The organism is Streptomyces wedmorensis, from assembly GCF_000716445.1.
In the GTDB taxonomy this organism is placed as follows: domain Bacteria; phylum Actinomycetota; class Actinomycetes; order Streptomycetales; family Streptomycetaceae; genus Streptomyces; species Streptomyces wedmorensis.
This window is the reverse complement of the sequence record NZ_JNWK01000058.1, coordinates 24,687-49,955: the sequence shown is the minus strand read 5'-3', so window position 1 is coordinate 49,955 and position 25,269 is coordinate 24,687. Positions and strand designations below refer to the sequence as shown.

Genomic DNA, 25,269 nt, shown 5'->3' with positions numbered 1-25,269 from the left:
CGCGAATTTCACCCGGAAGGGAGAGTTTCGGAACATGTGATGGACGCTCGGGTTCCACCAAGGGTGTCCGGACGCCCCCTGGGCCCGGAATCGCGCCACCGCTCCACCGACCGATTGGCCGGACCGTCTTCCGTACGGGAGGATTCCGAATGATGCGGTACTCCATTCGGAGGCCCCGGCGGGGCCCCGCCCTGATGGCGACCGCGGTGGCACTGGCCACCGTGGCGGCCTGCTCGAACGGATCTCCGTCCGGTGCCCCCTCGCCCCCCGGCGGTACGTCGGTGAGCGCCGCGCCCACCAGCGCGCCACCGCCCTCCCCGACACCGACCCCCACGCCGACCCGGACCTACCCGCTGTCGACCGCGCCCCGGACCGTTCCGGCCGTCGCCGACCACGTGCCCGCCCGCGGTCCCGGCTGGAAGCCCTCGCCCGCCGGCGGGGTCGTCCTCGGCGCGGACAGCGCGGGCCTCGCCGACGAGGGGAAGCTGATAGCCGGGGAGCTCGGCATCCCGTACCGCGGTGCCGTCGCCGCCGGACCCGGGGACGTCGAGCTGGCCCTGGGCGGGGACGGGGCCCCGGAGTCGTACACCCTGACCGTCGACGACGGCCGGGTGCGGATCAGCGGACCCGACGAGGCCGGGGTCTTCTACGGCACCCGCACGCTCAAGCAGTCGGTGAAGGCCACCGGCGCCATGCCCGAGGGGACCGTCACCGACCGGCCCGCGAAGCCGCAGCGCGGGTTCATGGTGGACATAGCCCGCAAGCACTTCACGGCCGCCTGGCTGGAGGACCGCGTCCGGGAGATGGGCGACCTCAAGCTCAACCAGCTCGGTCTGCACTTCTCCGACGACCAGGGCTTCCGGATCGAGTCCTCGAGCCATCCCGAGGTCGTCTCCGCCCAGCACCTCACCAAGGCCGAGGTGCGGCGGATCCTCGCCCTCGCGGCGAGCCGCCACATCACGGTGGTCCCCGAGATCGACTCGCCGGGGCACCTCGGCGCCGTCATCGCCGCCCACCCGGACCTCCAGCTCGTCAGCGCGAGCGGCCGGACCCCGCGCGGAGCCGTCGACATCTCCGACCCGGACTCGGCGAGGATCGTCGACGACCTGCTGCGCGAGTACACCGGGCTCTTCCCGGGGGCGTACTGGCACCTCGGCGCCGACGAGTACGTCGCCCTCATGTCCCAGAACCCCGAGGCGAGCTACCCGCAGCTGGCCCGCGCCGCGCGCGCGAAGTACGGGGCGTCCGGCCGCGTCCAGGACCTGGCCACCGGCTGGCTCAACGACCGGGCGGCCGTCGTCCGGCCCACCGGCAAGACCCTCAAGGCCTGGAACGACGGCTTCTTCACGGGCGGCGTGGTCAGCGCGGCGAAGGACATCGAGGTCGAGTACTGGACGGGCCGGGAGATCGGCGCCCGGCAGCCCGTCTCGTACCTGAGCGCGGGCCGCAAGCTGGTCAACCTCAACGACGACTACCTCTACTACGTCCTGGGCGAGCCCAACGACTTCGCGTACCCCACCGGGCGCCGGATCTACGAGCAGTGGACCCCGCGCGTCCTGCGCGGCTCCACCGCCGTGCCGGCGAAGTACGACGCCCAGATCCTCGGTGGCCGCTTCGCGGTCTGGTGCGACCTGTCCGGGGCCCAGACCCAGGCGCAGGTGGCGGCCGGCATCCGCACGCCGCTGGCAGCCTTCGCCCAGAAGGTGTGGGATGCGGAGAAACCGGCCCTGACCTGGGAACAGTTCAAGGCGCTGGCGGCGAAGGTGCGCTGACGATCATCGTGGACGCGGCCGATCAGGATCGCGTACGTTCCCCCGGCGGCGGCCGCTCGGCCGCCGCACGTTCCTGGGGGGAACCGCATGTTCATGCTCAAGGATCCGAACGGCATCGCGAAGGCGGTCGTCGTCCTGCTCGCCGGAAACATCGTCTTCGACGTCCTGCTCGGCGCGTTCGACGCCCGCGATCTGCTGGCCGGCGAGTCGGGCCCCGTCGACCCGGAGAGCCTCGGGCCGTTCGACTGGGTGATCACCTACGGCCTGTCCTTCATGGTGTTCCTGGCGACCGGGATCACGTTCATACTCTGGTTCCGCCGACTGCGGGGCAACGCCGAGGTCTGGGCTCGCGACCTGCAGACCCGCACGCCGGGCTACGCCATCGGCTGCTGGTTCATCCCGTTCGGCAACCTCTGGATCCCGCGGTCCATCGCCGTCGAGATCTGGCGTGCCAGCCGCTGGGAGCCGTACGCCGCCGACGGCAAGGGGGAGCTGCGACCGCTCAACGTCTGGTGGACGTGCTGGGTCGTCGGCACGCTGGTGAACTGGATCTCCGGACAGATGTACAAGACGTCGGAGTCCACCGAGACCTGGGTCATGGCGACCCAGTGGTCCCTCGTCGGCTACGCCCTCGACGCCGTCGCCGCCGTCCTCGCGATCCGCTTCGTCCGGCGTCTGACCTCTATGCAGCACAGCAAGGCCACTGGCATGATTCCGGCCGCGCAGTGACGAAAAGGCGCCACTCGGCGCAGTAGTGGAAGTACTGCGTCCGCATCGGGTGGCGAGGAGGCGTCCATGACGTCGGGGAACGGCCGGAGCCTGCTGGAACTGATCGACGGGGCCGACGAGCGAGGTCTGGCCGCGGCCGGTCTCGCCTGCCTCGACCGCTGTCTGCCGCTGCTCGCCCCCGACCGGGGCGACGCCCTGCGGCCGGTGTGGGCGGCCGTCGCCCGCGGCGACGGAGAGGCATGGGGCGAGGCCGTCGCCAAGGCCCGCGTGGACCTCGACGTGGACGGCACGGAGGACGCCGGGGCCGTACGCGCCATGCTGGCGGAGGCCCCGGACGCCTGGACGTCCGAGGCCCTGCGCGGCTGGGCCGCCGCATGCTCCGTCACCGCCCTCGCCCTGCACGGCCGGTACGACGCCGCCGGCGTGCCCGACGGTCTCGTCGAGCGCTGCCGGGCCGGGGACGCCGACGGTGCGGGCCCGCTGCTCGCCGGGGAACTCCGCCGCCAGCAGACCGTCCTCGAATCGGTCGCCCACGGCCCGACCGGCCTCCGCCGCGCCCGCGAACTCTCCGTCGAGGGCGGCCGGGTCCTGCGCGCCGTCGTCTCCCGCCGCGCCCGCACGGCCTGACCGACACGGAAGAGGCCGGCCCCCGATGAGGGCCGGCCTCCCCTACGGGGCCGGCAGCGCCGGGCTGGACTCTCCGGACAAGCCCTATGCCTCCGGGGGCTGGATCGCGATGGAGGCGATCGCCTCCGCGATCTCCCGCTCGGCCGTGGCCTTGTCGAGGCCCAGCCCGCTCAGCACGCCGTCGCCGTCCTCGTGCTCCAGGAGGGCCAGCAGGATGTGCTCGGTGCCGACGTAGTTGTGGCCGAGGCGCAGGGCCTCGCGGAACGTCAGCTCCAGGACCTTCTTCGCCGCCGCGTCGTACGGGATGAGCGCGGGCACCTCGTCGGCGGCCGGCGGCAGGGTCGCCGTGACGGCCTCGCGGACCCGGTCGAGGGTCACGCCCTTCGAGGCGATCCAGTGCGCCGCGAGCCCCTCGGGTTCGGCGAGCAGGCCGAGCGCCAGGTGAGCCGGGAGGGTCTCGTCGTTGCGGGCGGCCGTGGCCTCGTTCTGGGCGGCCATGACGACGTTCCGCGCCCGGGGGGTGAAGCGGCTGAACCCGGCGTTCGGGTCCATCTTCTCCGCGTCCGGTTCCTTGGGGACGAAGCGCTTCTGGGCCGCCTGGCGGGTGACGCCCATGCTGCGGCCGATGTCGGTCCAGGAGGCGCCGGAGCGCCGGGCCTGGTCCACGAAGTGGCCGATGAGGTGGTCGGCGACGTCGCCGAGGTGGTCCGCCGCGATGACGGCGCCGGAGAGCTGCTCCAGCGCGTCGGGGTGGACCTTCTTGATCGCGTCGATGAGCTCGTCGAGACGGACAGGGACATTCAGACCGACTGGATTCGTCATGAGGCAACCCTAGGTTGACACTCACCCACTGTCAACGTCGGGTTGACGGTGAAGAGGTCGCAGTGCGCCCAGGGGCGGAAACGAGCCGGAAAAAGGGAGGGAAAAGGAGGGAAAAGGGAGACGACCGGGGCCGCCACCCCCCACAGGAGAGGCCCCGGTCGTCATCCACGGAGCCGCAGCACGGCTCCGTACTCCATACAGCGCCGAGGGTGCGGTTTGTGTCACACCCGCGCGCGCACCGGCACATGCGCCGCGAGAGGTCCCCGAAGGTTGCAAGTTGTACAAAGACCCCGGACCGCGTGGACGGGACGCCGCGACACGACGTAGCGTGCAGGTGCGCGAGGCAGCGTGGCGGTCGTGACCAGCCGCGGCGCCGCGACCGACGCGACCGACGAACAGGGTTTGGGGAGTGCTGGGGGACGACGCGGAGCTGACGGCCGCGGTGCTCGCTGCGCAGGACGGGAACGAGAACGCGTTCCGGACTGTGTATCGCGCCGTGCATCCTCGGTTGCTCGGCTACATACGGACACTGGTCGGCGAGGCCGACGCCGAGGACGTCGCCTCGGAGTCGTGGCTCCAGATCGCACGCGACCTCGACCGGTTCGCGGGCGACGCCGACCGCTTTCGCGGCTGGGCGGCCCGGATCGCCCGCAACCGCGCCCTCGACCACATCAGGATGCGGGGCAGGCGTCCCGCGTCCGGTGGCGACGAGACCGAACTGACCGACAAGCCCGCCGACTCCGACACCGCGAGCGAGGCCCTGGAGTCCCTGGCCACCGGCCACACCATGCGACTGATCGCCCAGCTCCCGCAGGACCAGGCCGAGGCCGTCGTCCTGCGCGTCGTCGTCGGCCTGGACGCCAAGACCGCCGCTGACACGCTGGGCAAACGCCCCGGCGCGGTCCGCACTGCGGCGCACCGCGGCCTCAAGAAACTCGCCGAGCTCCTCGGCGTCGACGGCGAGGCGGGCGGGGCGGAAGAGGCGGGCGGGACGGTCGTCCCCCTGGACGGTGTGCCTCCGCAACGCGGCCGTGGACCGGGGCCCGTGGCTCCCGGCGGTGTGACGCAATCACGGCCGCGTACGCAGAAGGACATGTGATGGCCGACGAGCGGTACCAGTGGCTCGACCAGGAGGCCGCGGAGCGACTGCTCCGCGGCGAGCCGGTCGATGCCGCCGACGACCATGTGCGCGGCCAGGCGGAACGTCTCTCCGAAGCCCTCGGCGCGGCCCGCACCCCGGCCGCCTTCCCGGCCGCGGACGCCGAACTCCCCGGCGAGGCCGCGGCCCTCGCCGCCTTCCGCGCCGCCACCGCGGCCCGCGCCGCCGCCGTCACGGCCGGCGCGGACGACCGCGCCGACCTCGGCCGGGTGCGGCTCGCCCCCGTCACCGCCCCGGCGCGCCGCTGGGGACGCTCCCTGCGGTACGGGCTGGCCGCCGCGGTCGCCGCCGTCACGGTCGGCGGGGTCGCCGTCGCCGCCGGCACCGGCGTCCTGTCGATCGGGGGCCCCGCGCCCGCCAGCTCCGTGACGGCGGGGGAGTCCCCCGATCCGCTCGTCTCGAAGGAGCCCGGCATGAGCCGGGATCCCGAGACGCCCCCGCAGGGACCGGGCGGCTCCGACGGCACGTCCGGCTCGTCCCCCTCCGCCGACGCCGCCACCACGGCGCCGGCCACCCGGGGTCCGGACGGAGACGGCGCGTCCACTCCGACGCCGGGGAGGACCACTCCGGACACGGGTACGGATACGGGTATCGGCGGCAAGGACGACACAGGCGGCAAGGACGGCACCTCCGGCACCGACCTCCGCACCAAGATGCTCAAGGCCTGCCAGGACTACCGGGCCGGACGGCTCGACTCGGCCGGCCGGGAGCAGCTCACCCGCAACCTGCGCACCGGCGACACCCTCCGCCGCTACTGCGACCGCGTCCTCGCGGGCGGCACCGGCGCTTCCGGCGGTACCGACGCGTCCGGCGGCGGCACCGGCGAGGGCTCCGACGGCGACGCGAAGGACGAGGACCGAGGCGCTTCCGGCGGCGACCGCCGGGACAGCGCAGGGAACGACGCCGCCGGGTCCGGCGACGCCCGGAGCAGCGGCGGCGACCCCCGCGGCGGCACCCGTTCCACGGCTGCCGTCGTCACCGGGAGCACGTCCGGAACGACCTCCGGAACGGTCCCCGGAACCATCGCCGAGGCACCCGTCCCGCTGCCGGTGTAACACTTCTCGGCCCGTCGGCGCAGTATGGAATGTGCCGACTGGTCATCGGCCGCGCAGTGAGCCGGGGTTCCCCCCGTACCTACGGCTCCGCGCACCCGGCGCGGGTGGGACACGTTCCCCCGGTCCCACCCGCGCCCCTTCCTTCTCCCCCTGGCGTCACCAGCGGATGCCCCCTGGCGTCACCAGTGGACGACGACCTTGTCCCCGACCTTCACCTGGTCGAAGAGGGCCGAGAGCTTCGCCTTGTCCCGGACGTTGACGCAGCCGTGCGAGGCGCCGTTGTAGCCGCGGGCCGCGAAGTCCGCCGAGTAGTGCACGGCCTGGCCGCCGCTGAAGAACATCGCGTACGGCATGGGCGTGTGGTAGATCGTCGACGTCCACTTCCGGGCCTTCCAGCCGATGCTGAAGGTGCCCTCGCGGGTCGGCGTGTTCTCCGAGCCGAAGCGGACGTCCAGGGACGAGACGACCTTGCCGTCGATCATCCAGGCGAGGGTCCGGCTCTCCTTGCTGATGCACAGCACCCGGCCCGTCATGCACCGCGGGTCGGGGGTGTCCAGCTTGTTGGTGGTGGAGGGCTTCAGCTCGTCGGCGGTCGGCTTCCGGGACACGGAGAGCAGCCGCTGCCAGGTCGCCTCGTCGACCGAGCCGGTCACCGGCAGGTCCCGGCGCTTCTGGAACTTCTTGACCGCGCCCGCCGTCATCGTCCCGTAGAAACCGGTCGGCGCCCGGTCGAAGTGGTCCAGCTGCCGCAGCCGCGCCTGGAGCTCGCGGACCTGCTCGCTCTCGTCGCCGTCGCCCATGAGGGGCTTCGGCGCGGGCGTCCCGGTGGAGGGCGAGGCGGACGGGGAGGTCGCGGAGGGGGACGGCGGCTTGTCGTCCGGGGTCGCACCGGACGTCGGCGTCGCGGTCCCCGGCACCGACGAGGCGGGCGCGGGGGCCTTCGTCGGGCCGGCGGTACCGGTGCCGGGACCCGCCGCGTCGGGCGTACAGCCCGCGGCGAGTGCCACCGCCACCGTCGCCAGCGCCACCCTGCGCAGGACGGTTCCGCGCATGCCGGTTCCGCGCGTGGCCATCCTGCGTATGACGGTCGAAGACCGCTTCATCGTTGCCCCCCGGGACGAGTCGTATGTACGTAGGGATGCTTCCCACGCGTGTGCGGTTGCGCACCGGGGCCACGAACCGCACATGCTGGTGGGAAGCAGGGGGCTACCGGAAGGCACAACGCATGGCGCGCGAATCTGAGTCGGGGCTGCCGATCGAGCCGGTCTACGGACCGGACGCCCTGGACGGATGGGATCCCGACCAGAAGCTGGGCGAGCCCGGCGCGTACCCCTTCACCCGTGGCGTGTACCCGTCGATGTACACCGGCCGGCCCTGGACCATGCGGCAGTACGCCGGCTTCGGCACCGCCGTCGAGTCCAACGCCCGCTACCAGCAGCTGATCGCCAACGGCACCACGGGCCTGTCCGTCGCCTTCGACCTGCCGACCCAGATGGGCCACGACTCCGACGCCCCGATCGCGCACGGCGAGGTCGGCAAGGTCGGCGTCGCCATCGACTCGATCGACGACATGCGCGTCCTGTTCGACGGGATCCCGCTGGACAAGGTCTCCACGTCGATGACGATCAACGCCCCCGCCGCCCTCCTGCTGCTGCTCTACCAGCTCGTCGGCGAGGAGCAGGGCGTCCCGGCGGACAAGCTGACCGGCACGATCCAGAACGACGTGCTCAAGGAGTACATCGCCCGGGGCACCTACATCTTCCCGCCGAAGCCGTCGCTGCGGCTGATCGCGGACATCTTCAAGTACTGCCGGGCCGAGATCCCGAAGTGGAACACCATCTCCATCTCCGGCTACCACATGGCCGAGGCCGGAGCCTCGCCCGCGCAGGAGATCGCCTTCACCCTCGCCGACGGCATCGAGTACGTCCGCACCGCCGTCGCCGCCGGCATGGACGTCGACGACTTCGCCCCGCGGCTCTCCTTCTTCTTCGTGGCCCGCACCACGATCCTGGAGGAGGTCGCCAAGTTCCGCGCCGCCCGCCGGATCTGGGCGCGGGTGATGAGGGAGGAGTTCGGCGCGAAGGACCCCAAGTCGCTGATGCTCCGCTTCCACACCCAGACCGCGGGCGTGCAGCTCACCGCCCAGCAGCCCGAGGTCAACCTCGTGCGGGTCGCCGTCCAGGGCCTGGCGGCCGTCCTCGGCGGCACCCAGTCGCTGCACACCAACTCCTTCGACGAGGCCATCGCCCTGCCGACGGACAAGTCCGCCCGCCTCGCCCTGCGCACCCAGCAGGTCCTGGCCTACGAGACGGACGTGACGGCCACGGTGGACCCGTTCGCCGGTTCGTACGTGGTCGAGAAGATGACCGACGGCGTCGAGGCGGCCGCCCTGGAACTGATGGCCCGCGTCGAGGACATGGGCGGCGCGGTCGCCGCGATCGAGCGCGGCTTCCAGAAGGACGAGATCGAGCGCTCCGCCTACCGGATCGCCCAGGAGACCGACAGCGGCGAGCGGGTCGTGGTCGGCGTCAACCGCTACACGATCGACGTCGAGGAACCCTACGAGCCGCTGCGCGTCGACCCCGCCATCGAGGCCCAGCAGGCCGACCGGCTCGGCAGGCTCCGCGCCGAACGCGACCAGGCCGCCGTCCACGCGGCACTCGCCGCGCTGAGGAAGGCCGCGGAAGGCACGGACAACGTCCTCTACCCGATGAAGGACGCCCTCAAGGCCCGCGCCACCGTCGGAGAGGTCTGCGACGCACTCCGAGGCGTCTGGGGCACCTACGTCCCCGTCAACGCGTTCTGAGCCCGCACGGGAGCCCATAGACGCAGGTCACAGCGGAGTGTCGTACTCGTATGCGACACTCCGCCTCATGCTGGGTGTCACCGATCTGTCGACCTATCTCGCGGGCGTCGTCCTCATCGTCCTCCTCCCGGGGCCGAACTCGCTCTACGTGCTGTCCGTGGCCGCCCGCAAGGGCACCCGCACCGGATACAAGGCCGCCGCGGGGGTGTTCACCGGCGACGCGATACTCATGACGCTGGCCGCGCTCGGCGCCGCCTCGCTGCTCCAGACGACCCCGCTCCTCTTCACCATCGTCAAGTACGCGGGCGCGGGCTACCTCACCTGGATGGCGATCGGCATGCTGCGCGCCGCGTGGAGCACGTGGCGGTCCCGCGGAGAGACGGCCCTCGCCGAGCCCGAGGAGACCCCGGCCGCCGCCGGCGAGAACCCGTACCGCCGCGCGCTGCTCATCAGCATCTTCAACCCGAAGGCGATCCTCTTCCTGATCTCCTTCTTCGTGCAGTTCGTGGACCCCGGCTACGCCTACCCGGCGCTCTCGTTCCTCGTCCTCGGCACGATCCTGCAGATCGGCAGCTTCCTCTACCTGACGGCCCTCATCTTCGGCGGCACCCGGCTCGCGGCCGTCTTCCGCCGCCGCAAGCGCCTCTCCGCGGGCGCGACCTCGGCGGCCGGCGCCCTCTTCCTCGGCTTCGCCGCGAAGCTCTCGCTCAGCAGCGCCGTCTGACGTTTGACCCTGACACCGTGTGAGGGCGTTCCGTAGGAGTCGTCATGTTCACCATCGGAGACTTCGCCCGGCACGGGCGGGTGTCGGTCCGGATGCTGCGCCACTACGACGCCATCGGACTGCTGCACCCGGCCCGGGTCGACCCGCACACCGGCTACCGCTTCTACGCGGCGGACCAGCTCGCCCGGCTCAACCGCGTCATCGCCCTCAAGGACCTCGGCTTCACCCTCGAACAGGTGGGGGCCATCCTCGACGAGACGATCGACGCGGAGGAGCTGCGGGGGATGCTGCGGTTGCGCCAGGCCGAGCTGGAAGCGGCCCTGGAAGCAGCGCGGGCACGGCTCGCCCAGGTCGGCGCGCGGCTCCGAGCCATCGAGAGCGAGGGACGCATGTCCACCCAGGACGTCGTCGTCAAGAAGATCCCCGCCGTCCGCGTCGCCGAGCTGAGCGCCGTCGCCGCGAGCTTCGGGCCGCACGACATCAGCCCGGTCATCGGACCCCTGTACGAGGAGCTGTGCGGTCGCCTGGAGGCCGCCGGGCTCACCGGGTTCGGCCCGGGGATCGCGTACTACGAGGACGCGGGCAAGGGCGACGGCTCGGTCGTCGTGCACGCGGCCATGACCGTGCCCGAGGGGACTGTCGTGGAGGGCGTCGAGGTGCACGTCCTGCCCGGCATCGAGGAGGCCGCGACCGTCGTGCACCGGGGCTCGATGGACGCCGTCCTGCCGACCGCGCAGACCCTCGCCCTGTGGATCGAGGCCAACGGCTACCGGTCGCGGCACCATGCCCGGGAGCTGTACCTGGAGTGCCCGGAGGACCGTTCGCAGTGGGTGACGGAGATCCAGGAGGCGATCGTCCGCGCCTGAGCGGTTCCCCGGGCCCCGGGACCCCCGCCCCACGGGTCCCGGGCCCGGTCCTACCGCTTCAGCGCCTTGCGCAGCCGCAGCGCGCGGCGGGCGAGCCGGCGGACCTTCGGGTGGCGGGGGAGGGGGAGGCCGCCGGGGAGGCCCAGGACGGTGAGGCGGCGGCGGGTGAAGTGGTGCCGGGTGTGCGCTGCGAGCGGGCCCGACAGGTGCCGTACCGCCGCCTCCCGCAGCTCGGGCCTGATCTTCGGCTGCATCGCGAAACCGACCGCCGCGACCAGGTCGTTCAGCTGCTCCGTACCGAGGCCGGCGCCGCCGCCGTCCTCGTCCAGGGGCGGGACGACCGTGTCCACCACCGTCAGGGGGACCCGGTTGCTGTTCTGGTACGGGGCGAGCCGTTCGAGCAGGGCGCGCGTGCCCACCCTCGCGACCGGCAGCCCGTAGAAGGTGTGCGCGGTCAGGAGCGCGGTGGAGAAGCAGCCGACGACGAGGGCGGGCCGCAGGGAGCGGTAGAGCACCTCGGCGAGCACCGGCCGGTCCTCCACGGTCAGCTCGGCGCCGAGCGCCTCCGCCTCGCGCACCAGCGCCCTCGACCGGGCGTCCGGGGCCGTCGGATGCGGCTTGAAGACCAGCCGCCGGTGCCCGCGGGCGACCGCGCCCCGCACCATCCGCAGGTGCAGCTCCTCCTCCTCGGCGACGGACAGCAGGTCGAGCGCCGCGAGGTACTGGCCGAGGAGCAGCGCAGGTCCCTCCGGCCGGGCACCGCCGGCGGCCGCGGGCCCGTCCTCCGGTGCGGGTTCCGACGCTTCCGGCGCGGCTCCCCGCGCCGCCTCCGGGTCCGTCCCCGCGAGCTCCTCGACGCACCGGAGGAACGCCTCCGTCGGTACGGCCTCCGCCACCGCGCCGAACTCGGCGAGCAGCAGCGGCGCGAGCCCCGGCACGAGGTCCAGGTGGAGCAGCCGGCCGACCCGCCCGCCGATCAGCGGGTCGATCTTGTTGCGGGTCGGTCCGTAGCTCATCAGGCCGTCCGCGTACACGGTGATCGGCGCGTCGGGCAGCAGCTGCGCGATGGCGAGCGCCGGCGTCACCTGGAGGGACTCCAGGGCGAGTTCGACCCGGTCGTCGCCGAGTGCCCAGATCCGCCGCAGATGGCGCTGGAGGAGCGGGAGGTCGCTCGCGCGGGGGGTCCAGCCGGCGGGGTGGAGCGGGGAGATCGTCTCGTTCCAGGAGAGGACCTCGTCGAAGCGGCCGCGCAGCCGCGCGAAGCCCTCGGCCTCGTCCAGCGCGGGGGTCGTCTCCGGCACGGCCGCGTTGTTGGTGACGAGGAGGATCCGGCGGTGGGCGGGCCCGAAGCGGCCGCTGTCGAGCGCGGCGGCGAGCGTCACCGCCCCGTACAGCGTGGAGGCGCAGAAGATCTGCGTGGTCGGGCGCGTCGCGCCCCGCTCGCTCGTCCGCCCGCTCATGCCGCCACCTCCGCGGACGCGGAACCCGCAGCGGAGCCCGCAGGGGGCGGGCCCGGACGGCGGCGGCGCAGTCTGCGCAGGGTCGCGGCACGGTCGGGACCCATCGCGGGCAGGACGTCGTCCAGGACGTCCTGCGGCATCCGCCGGAGCGCGCCGGCGCTCATCGCCTTCAGCTGCCGCGCCACCTCCGGCTCGAACCGTTCGATCGAGCCGATGTGGTGGGAGATCACCGCGCAATACGTGCGGACGGCTTTCGGGAGAAGGCGGGCGGCGTCCCGGTCCTTCGCCGTTTCCTCGATCACCTGGTCGAATGCGCGAATGAAATCCAATTGGCGTACGTCACCGATCTGGGTGAGAGACGTCGAAACACCGCGCCGATAGAAAACGCCGAGTTCGCTGATCGCGGCGAACGATTCCGCCTCGCGGTGCAGCCGCCAGATCCACGGCCGGTCCTCGGCCGTCCGCAGCCCGTGCGTGAAATGCAGCAGGCCCCGGTCGAGGAGCCGCCGGTGGTAGATCCCGGCCCAGGCGTAGGGGTAGTCGACGGAGGTCGTCCGGTGGGCCGGCAGGATCGCCGCCCGCGGGTCGAGGACCTCGCCGCGCCGGGGGACCGGCGCCCGCCGCACCGCGCGGTCGCGCCCGGTGACGGAGACGTGGTCGGTGCGGAGGAAGTCGCAGTCCAGTTCCTCGGCGGCGGCGACCAGGCGGCCGTAGTGGCCGGGGGCCAGCCAGTCGTCCCCGTCGAGGAAGGCGACGTACCGGCCGCGGGCCGCGTCGAGGCCGGTGTTGCGCGCGGTGGCGAGGCCCTCGTTCCGCTCGTGCCGGATCAGGACGGCGCCCGGCAGGTCGCGCGCGGCCCGTTCGAGGAGCTCCGGGGTCCCGTCCGACGAACAGTCGTCGACGAGCAGGAACTCGAAGTCCTCCCGCGCGTTGGCCCGCAGGCTCGTGAGGGTGTCGGGGGCGTATGTCTGCACGTTGAAGAACGGCACGACGACGGAGAGCTTGACCACGCGGCCGACGTTAGGCGCCGCCCCGGCATTCCCACCGACCGGCGGGCGGATGTCCGGTGAACACCGGGCGGCGGACGGATTAACCGCCTTTACCGACAGTGGATTACGGCCCCGAGGCGTCCGGAAATCGGTCTCCTTCAGAATTCCGAGCGGCTCTGTTCACCCTTTGTTGCGGCTCAGTTGGGACGGAAAGCGGAATGCCCTTCTAGCGTCCTCGGCGTGCAAGGAAGCAACCGAGAAGCGGTACGGGTCGCCGTGCTCGCCGACTCCGACACCCGGTGGAAATGGGGCGCCCTCACCGCGCGCCGCCTCACGACGGCGACAGCCGAACCCACCGGTTTCGTCCTGCGCGGACGGGCCACGCCCACCGCGCGCCAGCTCGCCGAGACCGGGGTGTCCGAGGCCGCCCCGCGCGAGGTGACGGGCGCGGAGTTCCTGCGCGCGGTACGGGACGCGGAGGCGCGCGGCGAGGGATACGACCTCGTCGTCCTCGCGCTCGTCGGCGGCACCGTCCGGGCCGTCCTCCAGGGCCTCGCCGACCTGCGCCTGGAGCGGCGCCCGGTGATCGTCACCGGCTACGTCGGCGTCGTCTACGAGAAGCTGACCGACGGCCTCCTGCTGCGTCACGGCGCCGACGTCGTCCTCGCCAACTCCCGCCACGACGCCGAGCGTTTCCGCGCCGTCTACGCGGGCGTGGGCGCCGGAACCGACCCGGTCGTCGAGGCCGCGCTGCCCTTCCTCGGCGGCTCCCCCTACACGCCCGAGGCGGGCCGCGACACCCTGGTCTTCGCCGCCCAGCCGTCCGTCCCCGCCACCCGGGCCGAACGCTCCTACGTACTGAGGCGGTTGATCGCCCACGCCCGGCTCCACCCCGGCCGCGAGGTGCTCCTCAAGCTCCGCTCCAAGCCGGGCGAACACACCACGCACCTGGAGGAGTTCCCCTTCCAGAAGCTGGTCCGCGAACTCGACCCGCCCGCCAACTTCCGCCTCGTGTACGGGCACATGGGCGAGGTCCTCGACCGAACCGACCTCCTGGTCACCGTCTCCTCCACGGCCGCGCTCGAAGCCCTCCACCGGCGGATCCCCACCGCGGTCCTCACCGACCTCGGGGTCCGCGAGGCGCTCGGCAACCACCACTTCGTCGGCTCCGGCCTGCTGACCTCCTTCGACCGGCTCGACAAGGGCCTCGCCCCGGCACCCGACGAGACCTGGCTCGCCCGGCAGGGTGTGGCGTCCGACCGTCCGTACGAGCAGGCCTTCGACGCGGCCCGCGAGCGGGTCGCCGAACTCCTGGCGCTCCCCGCGCCGCCCCCCGTCACCCCCTACTACACCGCGGAGTCGGCCCCCGGATACCTGCCCGGGATCCTCGCCCGCCACCGCCTGGACGTCACCGCGCCGGAACCCCGCGAGAGCGGCCTGCGCCGGATCGTCCGGGAGGCGGCGCGAGGCGCGTACCGCCACGGCGTGCAGCGCGTCGCCCCCGCCATCCGCCGCCTGGGAGAACTCTGATGAGCGCCACCCCCACCGCCGACCCGACCACGGCCCCCGCCGCGCACCCGGGTGCCGCCCCCGCCGACCCGACCACGGCCCCCGCCACGCACCCGGGTGCCACCCCCGCCGCGGAACCCGCCCCCACCGTGCTCGCCGTCATCCCCGCCCGGGGCGGCTCCAAGGGCGTGCCCGCCAAGAACCTCGCCCCGGTGGCCGGCGTCCCGCTGGTGGCCCGCGCCGTCCGCGCCTGCCTCGGCGCCCGCCCGGTCAGCCACGTCGTGGTCTCCACGGACGACGCCGCCATCGCGACGGCGGCCCGCACCGCCGGCGCCGAGGCCGTGCACCGGCCCGCCGGACTCGCGGGCGACACCGCCACCAGCGAGGCTGCCGTCCTGCACGCCATGGACGCCTTCGAGGCCACCCACGGCCGTGCCGCCGACGTCGTCCTCCTCGTCCAGTGCACCAGCCCCTTCCTCACCTCGGCCGAGGTCGCCGACACCGTCGCCCGGATCACCTCGGGCGCCGCCGACACCGCCTTCACGGCCGCCCCCACGCACGGCTTCCTCTGGCGCGAGACCCCCGGAGGGGCCACCGGCGTCAACCACGACAAGGCGCACCGGCCCCGCCGCCAGGACCGCGAGCCCGAGTACCTGGAGACCGGCGCCGTCTACGCGATGGACGCGACCGGCTTCCGCACCCACGGGCACCGCTTCTTCGGCCGCACCGCGCTCGTCGTCACCGACCCCGCGCGGGTCCTGGAGATCGACGACCCGCACGACCTGGCCCGCGCCAAGGCCCTCGCGCCGCTCCTCGACGAGCCCGTCACCCCGGGCCTCGCCGACGTCGACGCCGTCGTCCTCGACTTCGACGGCACCCAGACCGACGACCGGGTCCACCTCGACGCCGAGGGGCGCGAATTCGTCTCCGCGCACCGCGGCGACGGCCTCGGCATCGCCGCCCTGCGCCGCGCCGGACTCCCCGTCCTCATCCTCTCCACCGAACAGAACGCCGTCGTCGCCGCCCGCGCACGCAAGCTCAGGATCCCCATCCTCCACGGCATCGACCGCAAGGACCGGGCCCTCAAAGAGTGGTGCGACGCCGAGGGCATCGACCCGCAGCGCGTCCTCTACGCCGGCAACGACGTCAACGACCTGCCCTGCTTCCACCTCGTCGGCTGGCCCGTCGCGGTGAGCAGCGCCCACGACTCCGTACGGGCCGCGGCCCGCGCGGTCACCGTCACCCCCGGCGGCTCCGGAGCGATCCGCGAGATCGCCGCATGGCTCCTCGGACCCGAGCTCGACACCCCCGCACGCACCACCACCGACGCGTAAGGAACCACACCGTGAACACCCGTCTGCGCACCTTCGGCGAGAAGACCGCCGGCCCCGGCCACTCCGTGTACGTCACCGGCGAGATCGGCATCAACCACAACGGTGAGCTGGAGAACGCCCTCGCGCTCGTCGACGTCGCCGCCGACGCCGGCTGCGACGCCGTCAAGTTCCAGAAGCGCACCCCGGAGATCTGCACCCCGCGCGACCAGTGGGACATCGAGCGGGACACCCCCTGGGGCCGCATGACGTACATCGACTACCGCCACCGCGTGGAGTTCGGCGAGGACGAGTACCGCGCCATCGACGAGCACTGCCGCAAGCGCGGCATCGACTGGTTCGCCTCCCCGTGGGACACCGAGGCCGTCGCCTTCCTGGAGAAGTTCGACGTCCCCGCCCACAAGGTCGCCTCGGCCTCCCTCACCGACGACGAGCTGCTCCGCGAGCTGCGCGCCACCGGCCGCACCGTCATCCTCTCCACCGGAATGTCCACCCCGAAGCAGATCCGGCACGCCGTCGAGGTCCTCGGCTCGGACAACATCCTGCTCTGCCACGCCACCTCGACCTACCCGGCCAAGGCCGAGGAGCTCAACCTCCGCGTCATCCAGACGCTCCAGGAGGAGTACCCGAACGTCCCGATCGGCTACTCCGGCCACGAGACCGGCCTCCAGACCACCCTCGCCGCCGTCGCCCTCGGCGCCACCTTCGTCGAGCGCCACATCACCCTCGACCGTGCCATGTGGGGATCCGACCAGGCCGCCTCCGTCGAGCCGCAGGGCCTCCAGCGCCTGGTCCGCGACATCCGCACCATCGAGACGGCCCTCGGCGACGGCGTCAAGAAGGTCTACGAGTCCGAGCTCGGCCCGATGAAGAAGCTCCGCCGGGTCCAGGGGCTCGTCGCCGCATGACCGGGCAGCTGGCGTTCGTCGAGAGCCCGGTCCAGCTCCTCAACGTCCTGGAATGGGCGCACACCCGCACGCCCGCCGGTGATCCGGCGGACGCCGCCGCACCCCTCACGGTCGTCGTCCTCTCGCCGACCGACCCCATGTCACGCGGCCAGCTGCGCAGGATGGCGCAGCTGGCCCGGGACGAGGGGCTCACCGTCAGGTGGCAGGAGGCCCGCGGCGGCCGCGGGGCGCTCGTGCGCACCCTGCGGGAGCTCGCCGGCCCGCTGCGCGCGGCGGAGCGGGTGATCATCGGGGACCCGTTCTCGCGGTACGTCCAGCTGCTCCTGTCCCTCTTCTCCCCCCGCCGGCTGACGGTGGTCGACGACGGCACCGCCACCATGGAGTTCGCCGCCCAGCTCGGCCGGGGCGAGCGCCTGGTGCGCTGGCACCGCAAGGGCAGCCTGGGCCCGCGCGAGCTGGTGCTCGCCCCGGTGACCTCGCTGGCCCGCCGACGGCTCGCCCCGGCCCGCGGCCGTACCGTCGAGATCTTCACCTCGCTGCCCGTCGAGGCCCCGGACGGCCTCACGGTCACCGAGAACGCGTTCGCCTGGACCCGGACCCGCTTCGGCCCGCCGCTGCTCACCCGCGGCGCCGACCTGGTGGGCACCTCGCTGGTCGAGACGGGTGTGGTCGACGCCGACCACTACTCCCGGGTGGTGGGCGAGCTGGCCGGCACCCACGGCGCCACCCGCTACTTCGCGCACCGCAGGGAGAGCGCCGAGAAGCTGCACCGGATCGCGGTCGAGACGGGCCTCCAGGTGGTCCGGCCCGACCTGCCCCTGGAGCTGATCGCCCGGCGCGGCCCCATCGGGCGTACGGTCGTCAGCTTCCCCTCCACCGTGGTGCACACCCTGCCGCTGGCCCTGGCCGGCACGGGGGTGAAGGTCGCCGTCTGCGAGATCGCGCCCGAGTGGCTGCGGAAGAGCGCCTCACCGCGGGCGCAGGGCTTCCTGTCCGTGGTGACGGGCACGGCCGCCCACGAGGTCGACCGGCTGACCGCGCGGGCCGTGTCCCCCGCCGACCGGCTCGAATTCGGCTGAGCGTACCCACATGGAACGGTCTTCATGCCGGGCAAACCGATATTCTTTCCCCTAACGGGCTGAACTTTTCGTGATCAACGGGCAGTTGACCTCCCCACGGGCCTACCCTTCAAAGGGTGAACCAGTTGAAGTCCCGTGAGCCAGGCTCCGTCACCCTGCCCGGAACGCTGTCCGCAACCCTGCGCGCCGAACTGATCGACTTCCGCAGGGACTTGCACATGCACCCCGAGCTCGGGAACCAGGAGTTCCGTACGACCGCCGCGCTCAAGGCCCGCCTGGAGGCGGCCGGCCTCGCGCCGAAGGTCCTCCCGGCCGGCACGGGGCTCGTCTGTGACATCGGCACGCGGGACCGCGACCGCCCCATGCTGGCGATCCGCGCCGACCTCGACGCGCTGCCCATCCCCGACGTCAAGACCGTCGCCTACCGCTCCACCGTGGCCAACCGCGCCCACGCCTGCGGACACGACGTCCACACCACCACCGCCCTCGGCGCCGGCCTCGTCCTCGCCGAGCTCGACCGGCAGGGCCTCCTCCCCAACGCCGTGCGGCTGATCTTCCAGCCCGCCGAGGAGGTCCTCCCCGGAGGCGCGGCCGACGCCGTGGAGGCAGGCGTCCTGGACGGCGTCGGCCGGATCATCGCCGTCCACTGCGACCCCCGCGTCGACGCCGGCAAGATCGGGCTCCGGGTCGGCCCCATCACCTCCGCCTGCGACCGCCTGGAGATCACCCTCGACGGCCCCGGCGGCCACACCGCCCGGCCGCACCTCACCACCGACCTCGTCACCGCCGCCGCCCGGGTCGCCACCGACGTCCCCGCCGTCCTGGCCCGCCGCGTCGACGCCCGCTCCGGGCTCTCGGTCACCTGGGGCCGCATCGAGGCCGGTCACGCCCCCAACGTCATCCCGCAGCACGCCGAGCTCTCCGGCACCGTCCGCTGCCTCGACCTGCCGGCCTGGCGGGAGGCGCCCGACCTGGTGCACGCGGCGGTCGACGAGGTCGCGACCCTGCACCGGGCCAAGTCGACCGTGACCTACGTGCGGGGCGTCCCCCCGGTCGTCAACGACGCGGCCGTCACCGAGCTGCTCCACGACGCCATGGCCGCCCGCCGCGGACCGCACGCCATCGAGGACACCGAGCAGAGCCTCGGCGGCGAGGACTTCTCCTGGTACCTGGAGCACGTCCCCGGTGCCATGGCCCGGCTCGGCGTCCGCACCCCCGGCGACCCGCGGGTCCGCGACCTGCACGCCGGGGACTTCGACGTGGACGAGCGGTGCATCGAAGCCGGCGTCGAGCTCTTCACCGCCGCGGCCCTCCTGGACGCCGCCCCGAGGCCCTGACGGACGCCCCCGGGGCCCGGCGGGACTCCCGCCGGGCTTCGCCGTCCGGTGATCAACAACACGCCCCGGCGGTGATCAACGCCACGCCTGACCCGTTGAAATCCGGCCGCACCCTCCACTCGGCCGTCCGGCCCACCGTCCGGCGTGTCTCCGTTCCACGGTCTCCCCAACGCCCTTACCGGGCTGTATAACCGGCGGTACCGGGCCGAACGCCCCCGGTCGCCTCGGCTGGCCGGTTCGCGACGATCCGATAACGACTCATGAACGGGTCTTTAACTGACATCTACGCGCGTTACGATCGCCGCGAAACCAGCGCCGGAAGAGGCGCTTTCGGTCAGTCTTGAAGGGACCCTCCTCTTGCGCCGGATCACCAGGATCACGACCGTGGGCATCGCCTCCGCGGCGCTCGCCCTGTCCGTCACCGCCTGTGGCAAGTCGTCGACCGACTCGGGCAGCTCCAGCACCGCCTCGGACTCGAAGGCGACCAAGGCCGCCATCGCGTACGACATCGGCGGCCGCGGCGACCAGTCGTTCAACGACGCCGCCTACGCGGGCCTCAAGAAGGCCGAGGACGAGCTCGGCGTCAAGGGCGCCGAGGCCGAGCCGTCGTCCGGAGAGGGCGACGCCGACAAGGTCGCGCGCCTCACCGCGCTGGCCCGCGCCGGCAACAACCCGGTCATCGGCGTCGGCTTCGCGTACGCCCCGGCCATCGAGAAGGTCGCCAAGGCCTACCCGAAGACCACGTTCGGCCTCATCGACGACACGTCGGTCACCGCCCCGAACATCGCCAACCTCGTCTTCAACGAGGAGCAGGGCTCCTACCTGGCCGGCGTCGCCGCCGCCAAGGCGTCGAAGACCGGCACGGTCGGCTTCATCGGCGGCGTCGAGGTCCCGCTGATCAAGAAGTTCGAGGCGGGCTTCGCGCAGGGCGTCAAGGACACCAACCCCAAGGCGAAGGTCCTCGTCCAGTACCTGACCCAGCCGCCGAACTTCGACGGCTTCTCGAAGCCCGACCTCGGCAAGGCCGCCGCGCAGGGCCAGCTCGACAAGGGCGCCGACGTGATCTACGCCGCCGCCGGTCTGGCCGGCTCCGGCTCGATCGAGGCCGCCGCGACCGCGGGCAAGTGGGCCATCGGCGTCGACTCCGACCAGTACAACCAGGCGGGTCTGGCCTCCTACAAGGACCACATCCTGACCTCGGTCACCAAGGACGTCTCCGACTCGGTCTTCAACGTGATCAAGTCGGTCAAGGACGGCAAGCCGCAGTCCGGCGAGGTCCGCTACGGCCTCGCCACGGACGGCGTCGGCCTGGCCGACTCCAACCCGGCGTACGTCAAGATGACCGACGTCACCGCCGCCGTGGCGAAGGCGAAGCAGGACATCATCGACGGCAAGATCACGGTCAAGACCGCTCCGTAAGGACACCCAGGTCACGACCTGAGCCCGGGCCCGGCGTCCGGTGGCACCCCCACCGGACCCGGGCCCCGGCCCCATTCCCGTACGGGTTTTCATTTTTCGGCAGCGCTACGCGTGTAGATGTCTCCCTGGCACGATAACTTCGCCCCGCCCTGCCCTCCCGCTCCCACTCCTTCCGGCCAAGGAGAGTGCGTCATCAACGCGTCCAGCCCCCCTGCCGTAGAACTTCACGGCATCACCAAGCGGTTCCCCGGCGTCGTCGCCAACAAGGACATCGCCATCACGGTCCGCAAGGGCACCGTGCACGCCCTCATCGGCGAGAACGGCGCCGGCAAGTCGACCCTCATGAAGATCCTCTACGGCATGCAGAAGCCGGACGAGGGCACCATCGCCGTCGACGGCGAGCAGGTCACCTTCTCCAGCCCCGGTGACGCCATCGCGCGCGGCATCGGCATGGTGCACCAGCACTTCATGCTCGCCGACAACCTCACCGTCCTGGAGAACGTCGTCCTCGGCGGCGAGAAGCTCTACGGCATCGGCGCCAAGGCCCGCAAGAAGATCCAGGAGATCTCCGACGCGTACGGCCTCGGCGTCCGCCCCGACGTGCTGGTCGAGGACCTCGGCGTCGCCGACCGGCAGCGCGTGGAGATCCTCAAGGTCCTCTACCGCGGCGCCAAGATCCTCATCCTCGACGAGCCGACCGCCGTGCTCGTCCCGCAGGAGGTCGACGCGCTCTTCGACAACCTGCGCGAGCTCAAGTCCGAGGGCCTGACCGTCATCTTCATCTCGCACAAGCTGGGCGAGGTCCTGAAGGTCGCCGACGACATCACCGTCATCCGCCGGGGCACCACGGTCGGCACCGCCGACCCGAAGACGGCCACCACCAAGCAGCTCGCCGAGCTGATGGTCGGCACCGAGCTGCCCTCGCCGGAGACCCGCGAGTCGACCGTCACCGACGTGCCGATGCTCCAGGTCAAGGAGCTGACGCTCACCGAGGCGGGTGCCGCGTCCGCCGCCCCGCTCACCACCGCGGCCCCGCCGGACCCGTCCGGCGCGGTCGGGCTCCAGGAGATCGGCGAGGGCCGCAAGCTCCTCGACGACATCTCCCTGACCATCCACAAGGGCGAGATCCTGGGCATCGCCGGCGTCGAGGGCAACGGCCAGACCGAGCTCATCGAGGCCCTCATGGGCATGAACAGCCCCGACGCGGGCGTCATCACCCTCGACGGCGAGGACATCTCCAACGTCTCGGTGCGCAAGCGCCGCGAGGGCGGCATCGGCTACATCCCCGAGGACCGGCACCGCCACGGCCTGCTCCTGGAGGCCCCCCTCTGGGAGAACCGCATCCTCGGCCACGTCACCGAGGCCCCCAACTCCAAGCGCGGCGTCCTCGACCCGAAGGCGGCCCGCAAGGACACCGAGCGGATCGTGCGCGAGTACGACGTCCGCACCCCCGGCATCGACGTCACCGCGTCCTCCCTCTCCGGCGGCAACCAGCAGAAGCTGATCGTCGGCCGCGAGATGAGCCACGCGCCCAAGTTCCTGATCGCCGCCCACCCCACCCGCGGTGTGGACGTCGGCGCCCAGGCGCAGATCTGGGACGCGATCCGTGACGCCCGCCGCGAGGGCCTGGCGGTGCTGCTGATCTCCGCCGACCTCGACGAGCTGATCGGCCTCTCCGACACCCTCCGGGTCATGTACCGCGGCAAGCTCGTCGCGGACGCCGACCCCGCCACCATCACGCCCGAGGAGCTGGGCTCCGCCATGACCGGCGCGGCCACCGGCCGCCTGGAGGGCACCGAAGCGCAGTCCGAAGACGGTGACGCCCGATGATGAAACTCGACAAGGACAAGCTGATCATCGGCGCCGCCGGCCCGGTGCTCGCCCTCCTCACCTCGTTCGTGCTCACCGTCCTGGTGCTGCTCGCGACGGGCCTCGACCCGATCGAGCCGATCCGGCTCATGATCGAGAACGCCGGTTACTCGGACATCCAGGTCCTGATCGTCAACCAGACCGGCATCTACTACCTGGCAGCCCTGGCCGTGGCCATCGGTTTCCGGATGAACCTGTTCAACATCGGTGTCGACGGCCAGTACCGCCTCGCCGCGATGGTCGCCGCCCTGGTCGGCGCCTCCGTCGAGCTGCCCGGCCCGCTGCACATCCTGCTGATCGTGCTCGTCGCGATGCTGACGGGTGCCTTCTGGGCCGGCATCGCCGGCATCCTGAAGACCGCCCGCGGCGTCTCCGAAGTCGTCTCGACGATCATGCTGAACGCCATCGCGACCTCGCTGGTGGCCTGGCTGATCCTGCCGAAGAACTTCGGCGTCCAGCCCGCGGGCTCCAACAACCTCACCACCGGCGAGATCTCCGAGTCGGGCTGGTTCCCCGGCATCGACATGGGCGAGGGCAACGGGGTCATCTACGGCTTCACGTTCGTCGCGTTCGCCCTCGGCGTCGTCTACTGGTTCGTCCTCAACCGCACCCGCTTCGGCTTCGACCTGCGTGCCACCGGCGCCAGCGAGTCCGCCGCGCAGGCCAGCGGCGTCGACGCCAAGAAGATGATCCTCACCTCGATGCTGATCTCGGGCGCGCTGGCCGGCCTCTCCGGCATGCCGACGCTGCTGGGCGAGTCCCACACGTACAGCCTCGACTTCCCGACCGGTGTCGGCTTCACCGCCATCACCATCGCGCTGCTCGGCCGCAACCACCCGGTCGGCATCTTCTTCGCCGCGCTCCTCTTCGCGTTCCTCGACAAGGCGTCCTCGACGCTCGACACCTTCGGTTACCCGAAGGAGATCACCGTGATCATGCAGGGCATCATCGTGATCGCCGTCGTGGTCTCGTACGAGCTCGTCCGCCGTTACGGCATTCGCCGCCAGCAGCAGAAGGTCGGCGAGGAACTCGCCGCCGGCGGTGCCCTCAAGACCGACAAGGAGGTCGCGGCATGAGCAGCACCACCGTCTCCAAGCCGAGCGCCGCGCCCAAGGGCGGCGGCAGCCGCAAGCTCACCTGGCCGTGGATCCTGCTGATCGTCGCGGCCGGCCTCGTGCTCTTCTCGCTGGTCCGGGCCGTCTCCGGGGCCAACGACCTCACCTCCGTGGGCCAGGTCTCCGGCGCGCTCCAGCTCGCCGTCCCGATCGGCCTCGCCGGTCTCGGCGGTCTGTGGGCCGAGCGCGCGGGCGTCGTCAACATCGGCCTCGAAGGCATGATGATCCTCGGCACCTGGTTCGGTGCCTGGGCCGGCTACCAGTGGGGCCCCTGGGTGGGCGTCCTGTTCGGCCTGCTCGGCGGCGCGCTGGGCGGCCTGCTGCACGCGATCATCACCGTGACGTTCAACGTGAACCACATCGTCTCCGGTGTGGCGATCAACATCCTCGCGGTGGGCTTCACCCAGTACCTGTCGAACTTCACGTTCGCCGAGGCCGAGGGCGGCTCCTCCAAGCAGTCCCCGCGCATCGACCCGATCACCGACATCACCATCCCAGGGCTCTCCGACTGGCTGATGGACCTCCAGCAGAAGCACTGGTTCCTGATCTCGGACCTCGCCGGCATCCTCGGCGGCCTGGTCACCAACCTGTCGCTGCTGACCGTCGTCGCCATCCTGCTGATCCCGGCCACCTGGTGGGTGCTGTGGCGCACGGCCTTCGGCCTGCGGCTGCGCTCCTGCGGTGAGAACCCGGTCGCGGCCGAGTCCCTCGGCGTGAACGTCTACAAGTACAAGTACATCGCCGTCACCGTCTCCGGCGCCCTCGCGGGCCTCGGCGGCGCGTTCCTCGCGATCGTCGCCACCGGCATCTACCAGGAGGGCCAGACCGGCGGCCGCGGCTACATCGGTCTCGCCGCGATGATCTTCGGCAACTGGATGCCCGGCGGCATGGCGCTCGGCGCCGGCCTCTTCGGCTTCACCGACAGCCTCAAGCTGCGCGGTGGCGCCGAGAACGTCCACGCGCTGCTGCTGCTCGTCGCGCTGCTCCTGGTGATCGCCGCGCTGTGGCAGATGTACCGCAAGAAGTGGGTCGTGGCGGCGATCGGCGCGATCTTCGCCGTCGGCTTCTTCCTCTGGTACGTCCTCACCGACGAGGTCCCGAGCCAGTTCGTCGACGCCGCCCCGTACATCACCACCCTGCTCGTGCTGGCCCTCTCGGCCCAGCGCCTGCGGATGCCCAAGGCGGACGGCCTGCCGTACCGGAAGGGCCAGGGCAAGTGACGACCGCGCCCGACTGGGAGGCCCTGCGGGTCACGGCTCGCGAGGCGATGTCCCGCGCCTATGCCCCGTACTCCGGCTACCCGGTCGGCGCGGCGGCCCTCGTGGACGACGGGCGGACGGTCTCCGGCTGCAACGTGGAGAACGCCTCGTTCGGGCTCGGCCTGTGCGCCGAGTGCGGGCTGGTCTCCCAGCTGCAGGCGACCGGAGGCGGCCGGCTGACCCACTTCGTCTGCGTGGACGGCCGGGGCGAGTCCCTGGTCCCGTGCGGCCGCTGCCGCCAGCTCCTGTACGAGTTCGGCGGCCCCGAGCTCGTCCTGGAGACCCCGCAGGGGTTCCTGACCCTGGCCGAGATGCTCCCGCAGGCCTTCGGCCCGGACCACCTCGCCAAGTAGCACCTCGGAGCGACCCTTCCGGCACGATGGGAAGGGTCGCTCCCCCCTTTCCCCTCTATGCGCGTAGAAAGAGGCACCACC

At 72.2% G+C, this 25,269-nt stretch carries 22 protein-coding genes; 18 read left to right on the top strand and 4 right to left on the bottom strand.

All coding sequences use genetic code 11. The features are described from left to right. Positions 1 to 149 precede the first annotated feature (149 nt). The 3 genes from OO54_RS33195 to OO54_RS33185 all read left to right on the top strand — a co-directional run bounded on the left by OO54_RS33195 (position 150) and on the right by OO54_RS33185 (position 3,128). Positions 150 to 1,772, top strand: coding sequence for a beta-N-acetylhexosaminidase (locus OO54_RS33195; RefSeq protein WP_051787444.1), 1,623 nt, complete (start codon positions 150 to 152; stop codon positions 1,770 to 1,772). A gap of 87 nt (positions 1,773 to 1,859) precedes the next feature. Continuing rightward, a complete protein-coding gene (locus OO54_RS33190) occupies positions 1,860 to 2,501 on the top strand; it encodes a DUF4328 domain-containing protein (RefSeq protein WP_033209876.1) in 642 nt (213 codons plus the stop codon). A gap of 66 nt (positions 2,502 to 2,567) precedes the next feature. Then, positions 2,568 to 3,128: a hypothetical protein gene (locus tag OO54_RS33185; RefSeq protein WP_033209873.1), complete on the top strand. Its 561-nt coding sequence runs from the start codon at positions 2,568 to 2,570 to the stop codon at positions 3,126 to 3,128. Between the two features lie 84 nt (positions 3,129 to 3,212). Here OO54_RS33185 and OO54_RS33180 read toward each other — a convergent pair whose 3' ends face one another. Continuing rightward, positions 3,213 to 3,950 carry a Clp protease N-terminal domain-containing protein gene (locus tag OO54_RS33180; protein ID WP_033209870.1) on the bottom strand — a complete coding sequence of 246 codons (738 nt, stop codon included), beginning with the start codon at positions 3,948 to 3,950 and terminating at the stop codon, positions 3,213 to 3,215. Positions 3,951 to 4,359: 409 nt separating this feature from the next. Here OO54_RS33180 and OO54_RS33175 point away from each other — a divergent pair, with 409 nt between their 5' ends. Further along, a complete protein-coding gene (locus OO54_RS33175; RefSeq protein WP_033209868.1) occupies positions 4,360 to 5,049 on the top strand; it encodes an RNA polymerase sigma factor in 690 nt (229 codons plus the stop codon). Further along, the gene (locus OO54_RS33170; protein ID WP_051787442.1) at positions 5,049 to 6,164 is read left to right on the top strand and encodes a hypothetical protein; all 1,116 of its coding nucleotides are present in this window, start codon (positions 5,049 to 5,051) and stop codon (positions 6,162 to 6,164) included. Before OO54_RS33175 ends, OO54_RS33170 begins: the two co-directional genes overlap by 1 nt. 179 nt (positions 6,165 to 6,343) lie before the next feature. Here the strand turns inward: OO54_RS33170 and OO54_RS33165 are convergent, their stop codons facing one another. After that, the gene (locus OO54_RS33165; protein WP_200146804.1) at positions 6,344 to 7,216 is read right to left on the bottom strand and encodes a L,D-transpeptidase family protein; all 873 of its coding nucleotides are present in this window, start codon (positions 7,214 to 7,216) and stop codon (positions 6,344 to 6,346) included. Positions 7,217 to 7,389: 173 nt separating this feature from the next. On the opposite strand from OO54_RS33165, the gene OO54_RS33160 reads away from it, so the two are divergent. The 3 genes from OO54_RS33160 (at position 7,390) to OO54_RS33150 (ending at position 10,560) form a co-directional block, all read left to right on the top strand. Beyond that, positions 7,390 to 8,970: an acyl-CoA mutase large subunit family protein gene (locus OO54_RS33160; RefSeq protein ID WP_033209865.1), complete on the top strand. Its 1,581-nt coding sequence runs from the start codon at positions 7,390 to 7,392 to the stop codon at positions 8,968 to 8,970. 67 nt (positions 8,971 to 9,037) lie between these two features. Further along, on the top strand, positions 9,038 to 9,694 hold the full coding sequence (leuE, locus tag OO54_RS33155; protein ID WP_026058300.1) for a leucine efflux protein LeuE: 657 nt from the start codon (positions 9,038 to 9,040) through the stop codon (positions 9,692 to 9,694). 44 nt (positions 9,695 to 9,738) lie between these two features. After that, the gene (locus OO54_RS33150; protein ID WP_033209862.1) at positions 9,739 to 10,560 is read left to right on the top strand and encodes a MerR family transcriptional regulator; all 822 of its coding nucleotides are present in this window, start codon (positions 9,739 to 9,741) and stop codon (positions 10,558 to 10,560) included. Positions 10,561 to 10,610: 50 nt separating this feature from the next. On the opposite strand, the gene OO54_RS33145 is transcribed toward OO54_RS33150, so the two are convergent. Continuing rightward, positions 10,611 to 12,020 carry an alpha-2,8-polysialyltransferase family protein gene (locus OO54_RS33145; RefSeq protein WP_033209860.1) on the bottom strand — a complete coding sequence of 470 codons (1,410 nt, stop codon included), beginning with the start codon at positions 12,018 to 12,020 and terminating at the stop codon, positions 10,611 to 10,613. Then, positions 12,017 to 13,030 (bottom strand): glycosyltransferase family 2 protein, encoded by a 1,014-nt coding sequence (locus tag OO54_RS33140; protein WP_033209858.1) that lies wholly within the window; start codon positions 13,028 to 13,030, stop codon positions 12,017 to 12,019. Before OO54_RS33140 ends, OO54_RS33145 begins: the two co-directional genes overlap by 4 nt. Positions 13,031 to 13,249: 219 nt before the next feature. Here OO54_RS33140 and OO54_RS33135 point away from each other — a divergent pair, with 219 nt between their 5' ends. The 10 genes from OO54_RS33135 to OO54_RS33090 all read left to right on the top strand — a co-directional run bounded on the left by OO54_RS33135 (position 13,250) and on the right by OO54_RS33090 (position 25,188). Next, entirely contained in the window at positions 13,250 to 14,539 is a 1,290-nt protein-coding gene (locus OO54_RS33135; RefSeq protein WP_200146805.1) for a DUF6716 putative glycosyltransferase, read from the top strand. After that, positions 14,539 to 15,852 (top strand): acylneuraminate cytidylyltransferase, encoded by a 1,314-nt coding sequence (locus tag OO54_RS33130; RefSeq protein WP_245236739.1) that lies wholly within the window; start codon positions 14,539 to 14,541, stop codon positions 15,850 to 15,852. Before OO54_RS33135 ends, OO54_RS33130 begins: the two co-directional genes overlap by 1 nt. A gap of 11 nt (positions 15,853 to 15,863) precedes the next feature. Then, positions 15,864 to 16,757 carry an N-acetylneuraminate synthase family protein gene (locus OO54_RS33125; RefSeq protein ID WP_033209854.1) on the top strand — a complete coding sequence of 298 codons (894 nt, stop codon included), beginning with the start codon at positions 15,864 to 15,866 and terminating at the stop codon, positions 16,755 to 16,757. Next, positions 16,754 to 17,836 (top strand): hypothetical protein, encoded by a 1,083-nt coding sequence (locus tag OO54_RS33120; protein ID WP_033209851.1) that lies wholly within the window; start codon positions 16,754 to 16,756, stop codon positions 17,834 to 17,836. The genes OO54_RS33125 and OO54_RS33120 overlap by 4 nt, the downstream gene beginning before the upstream one ends. Positions 17,837 to 17,952: 116 nt before the next feature. Then, positions 17,953 to 19,173: an amidohydrolase gene (locus tag OO54_RS33115; RefSeq protein WP_051787440.1), complete on the top strand. Its 1,221-nt coding sequence runs from the start codon at positions 17,953 to 17,955 to the stop codon at positions 19,171 to 19,173. 357 nt (positions 19,174 to 19,530) lie between these two features. Beyond that, positions 19,531 to 20,592, top strand: coding sequence for a BMP family lipoprotein (locus OO54_RS33110; RefSeq protein ID WP_033209846.1), 1,062 nt, complete (start codon positions 19,531 to 19,533; stop codon positions 20,590 to 20,592). A 117-nt stretch (positions 20,593 to 20,709) separates the two neighbouring features. Continuing rightward, positions 20,710 to 22,422, top strand: a complete 1,713-nt coding sequence (locus tag OO54_RS33105; protein WP_033209844.1) for an ABC transporter ATP-binding protein — start codon at positions 20,710 to 20,712, stop codon at positions 22,420 to 22,422. Beyond that, a complete protein-coding gene (locus tag OO54_RS33100) occupies positions 22,419 to 23,537 on the top strand; it encodes an ABC transporter permease (protein WP_033209842.1) in 1,119 nt (372 codons plus the stop codon). The genes OO54_RS33105 and OO54_RS33100 overlap by 4 nt, the downstream gene beginning before the upstream one ends. Then, complete coding sequence (locus tag OO54_RS33095) at positions 23,534 to 24,796, top strand: ABC transporter permease (RefSeq protein WP_033209840.1); 1,263 nt, start codon at positions 23,534 to 23,536, stop codon at positions 24,794 to 24,796. Before OO54_RS33100 ends, OO54_RS33095 begins: the two co-directional genes overlap by 4 nt. After that, on the top strand, positions 24,793 to 25,188 hold the full coding sequence (locus tag OO54_RS33090; RefSeq protein ID WP_033209839.1) for a cytidine deaminase: 396 nt from the start codon (positions 24,793 to 24,795) through the stop codon (positions 25,186 to 25,188). The genes OO54_RS33095 and OO54_RS33090 overlap by 4 nt, the downstream gene beginning before the upstream one ends. Positions 25,189 to 25,269: the final 81 nt, after the last annotated feature.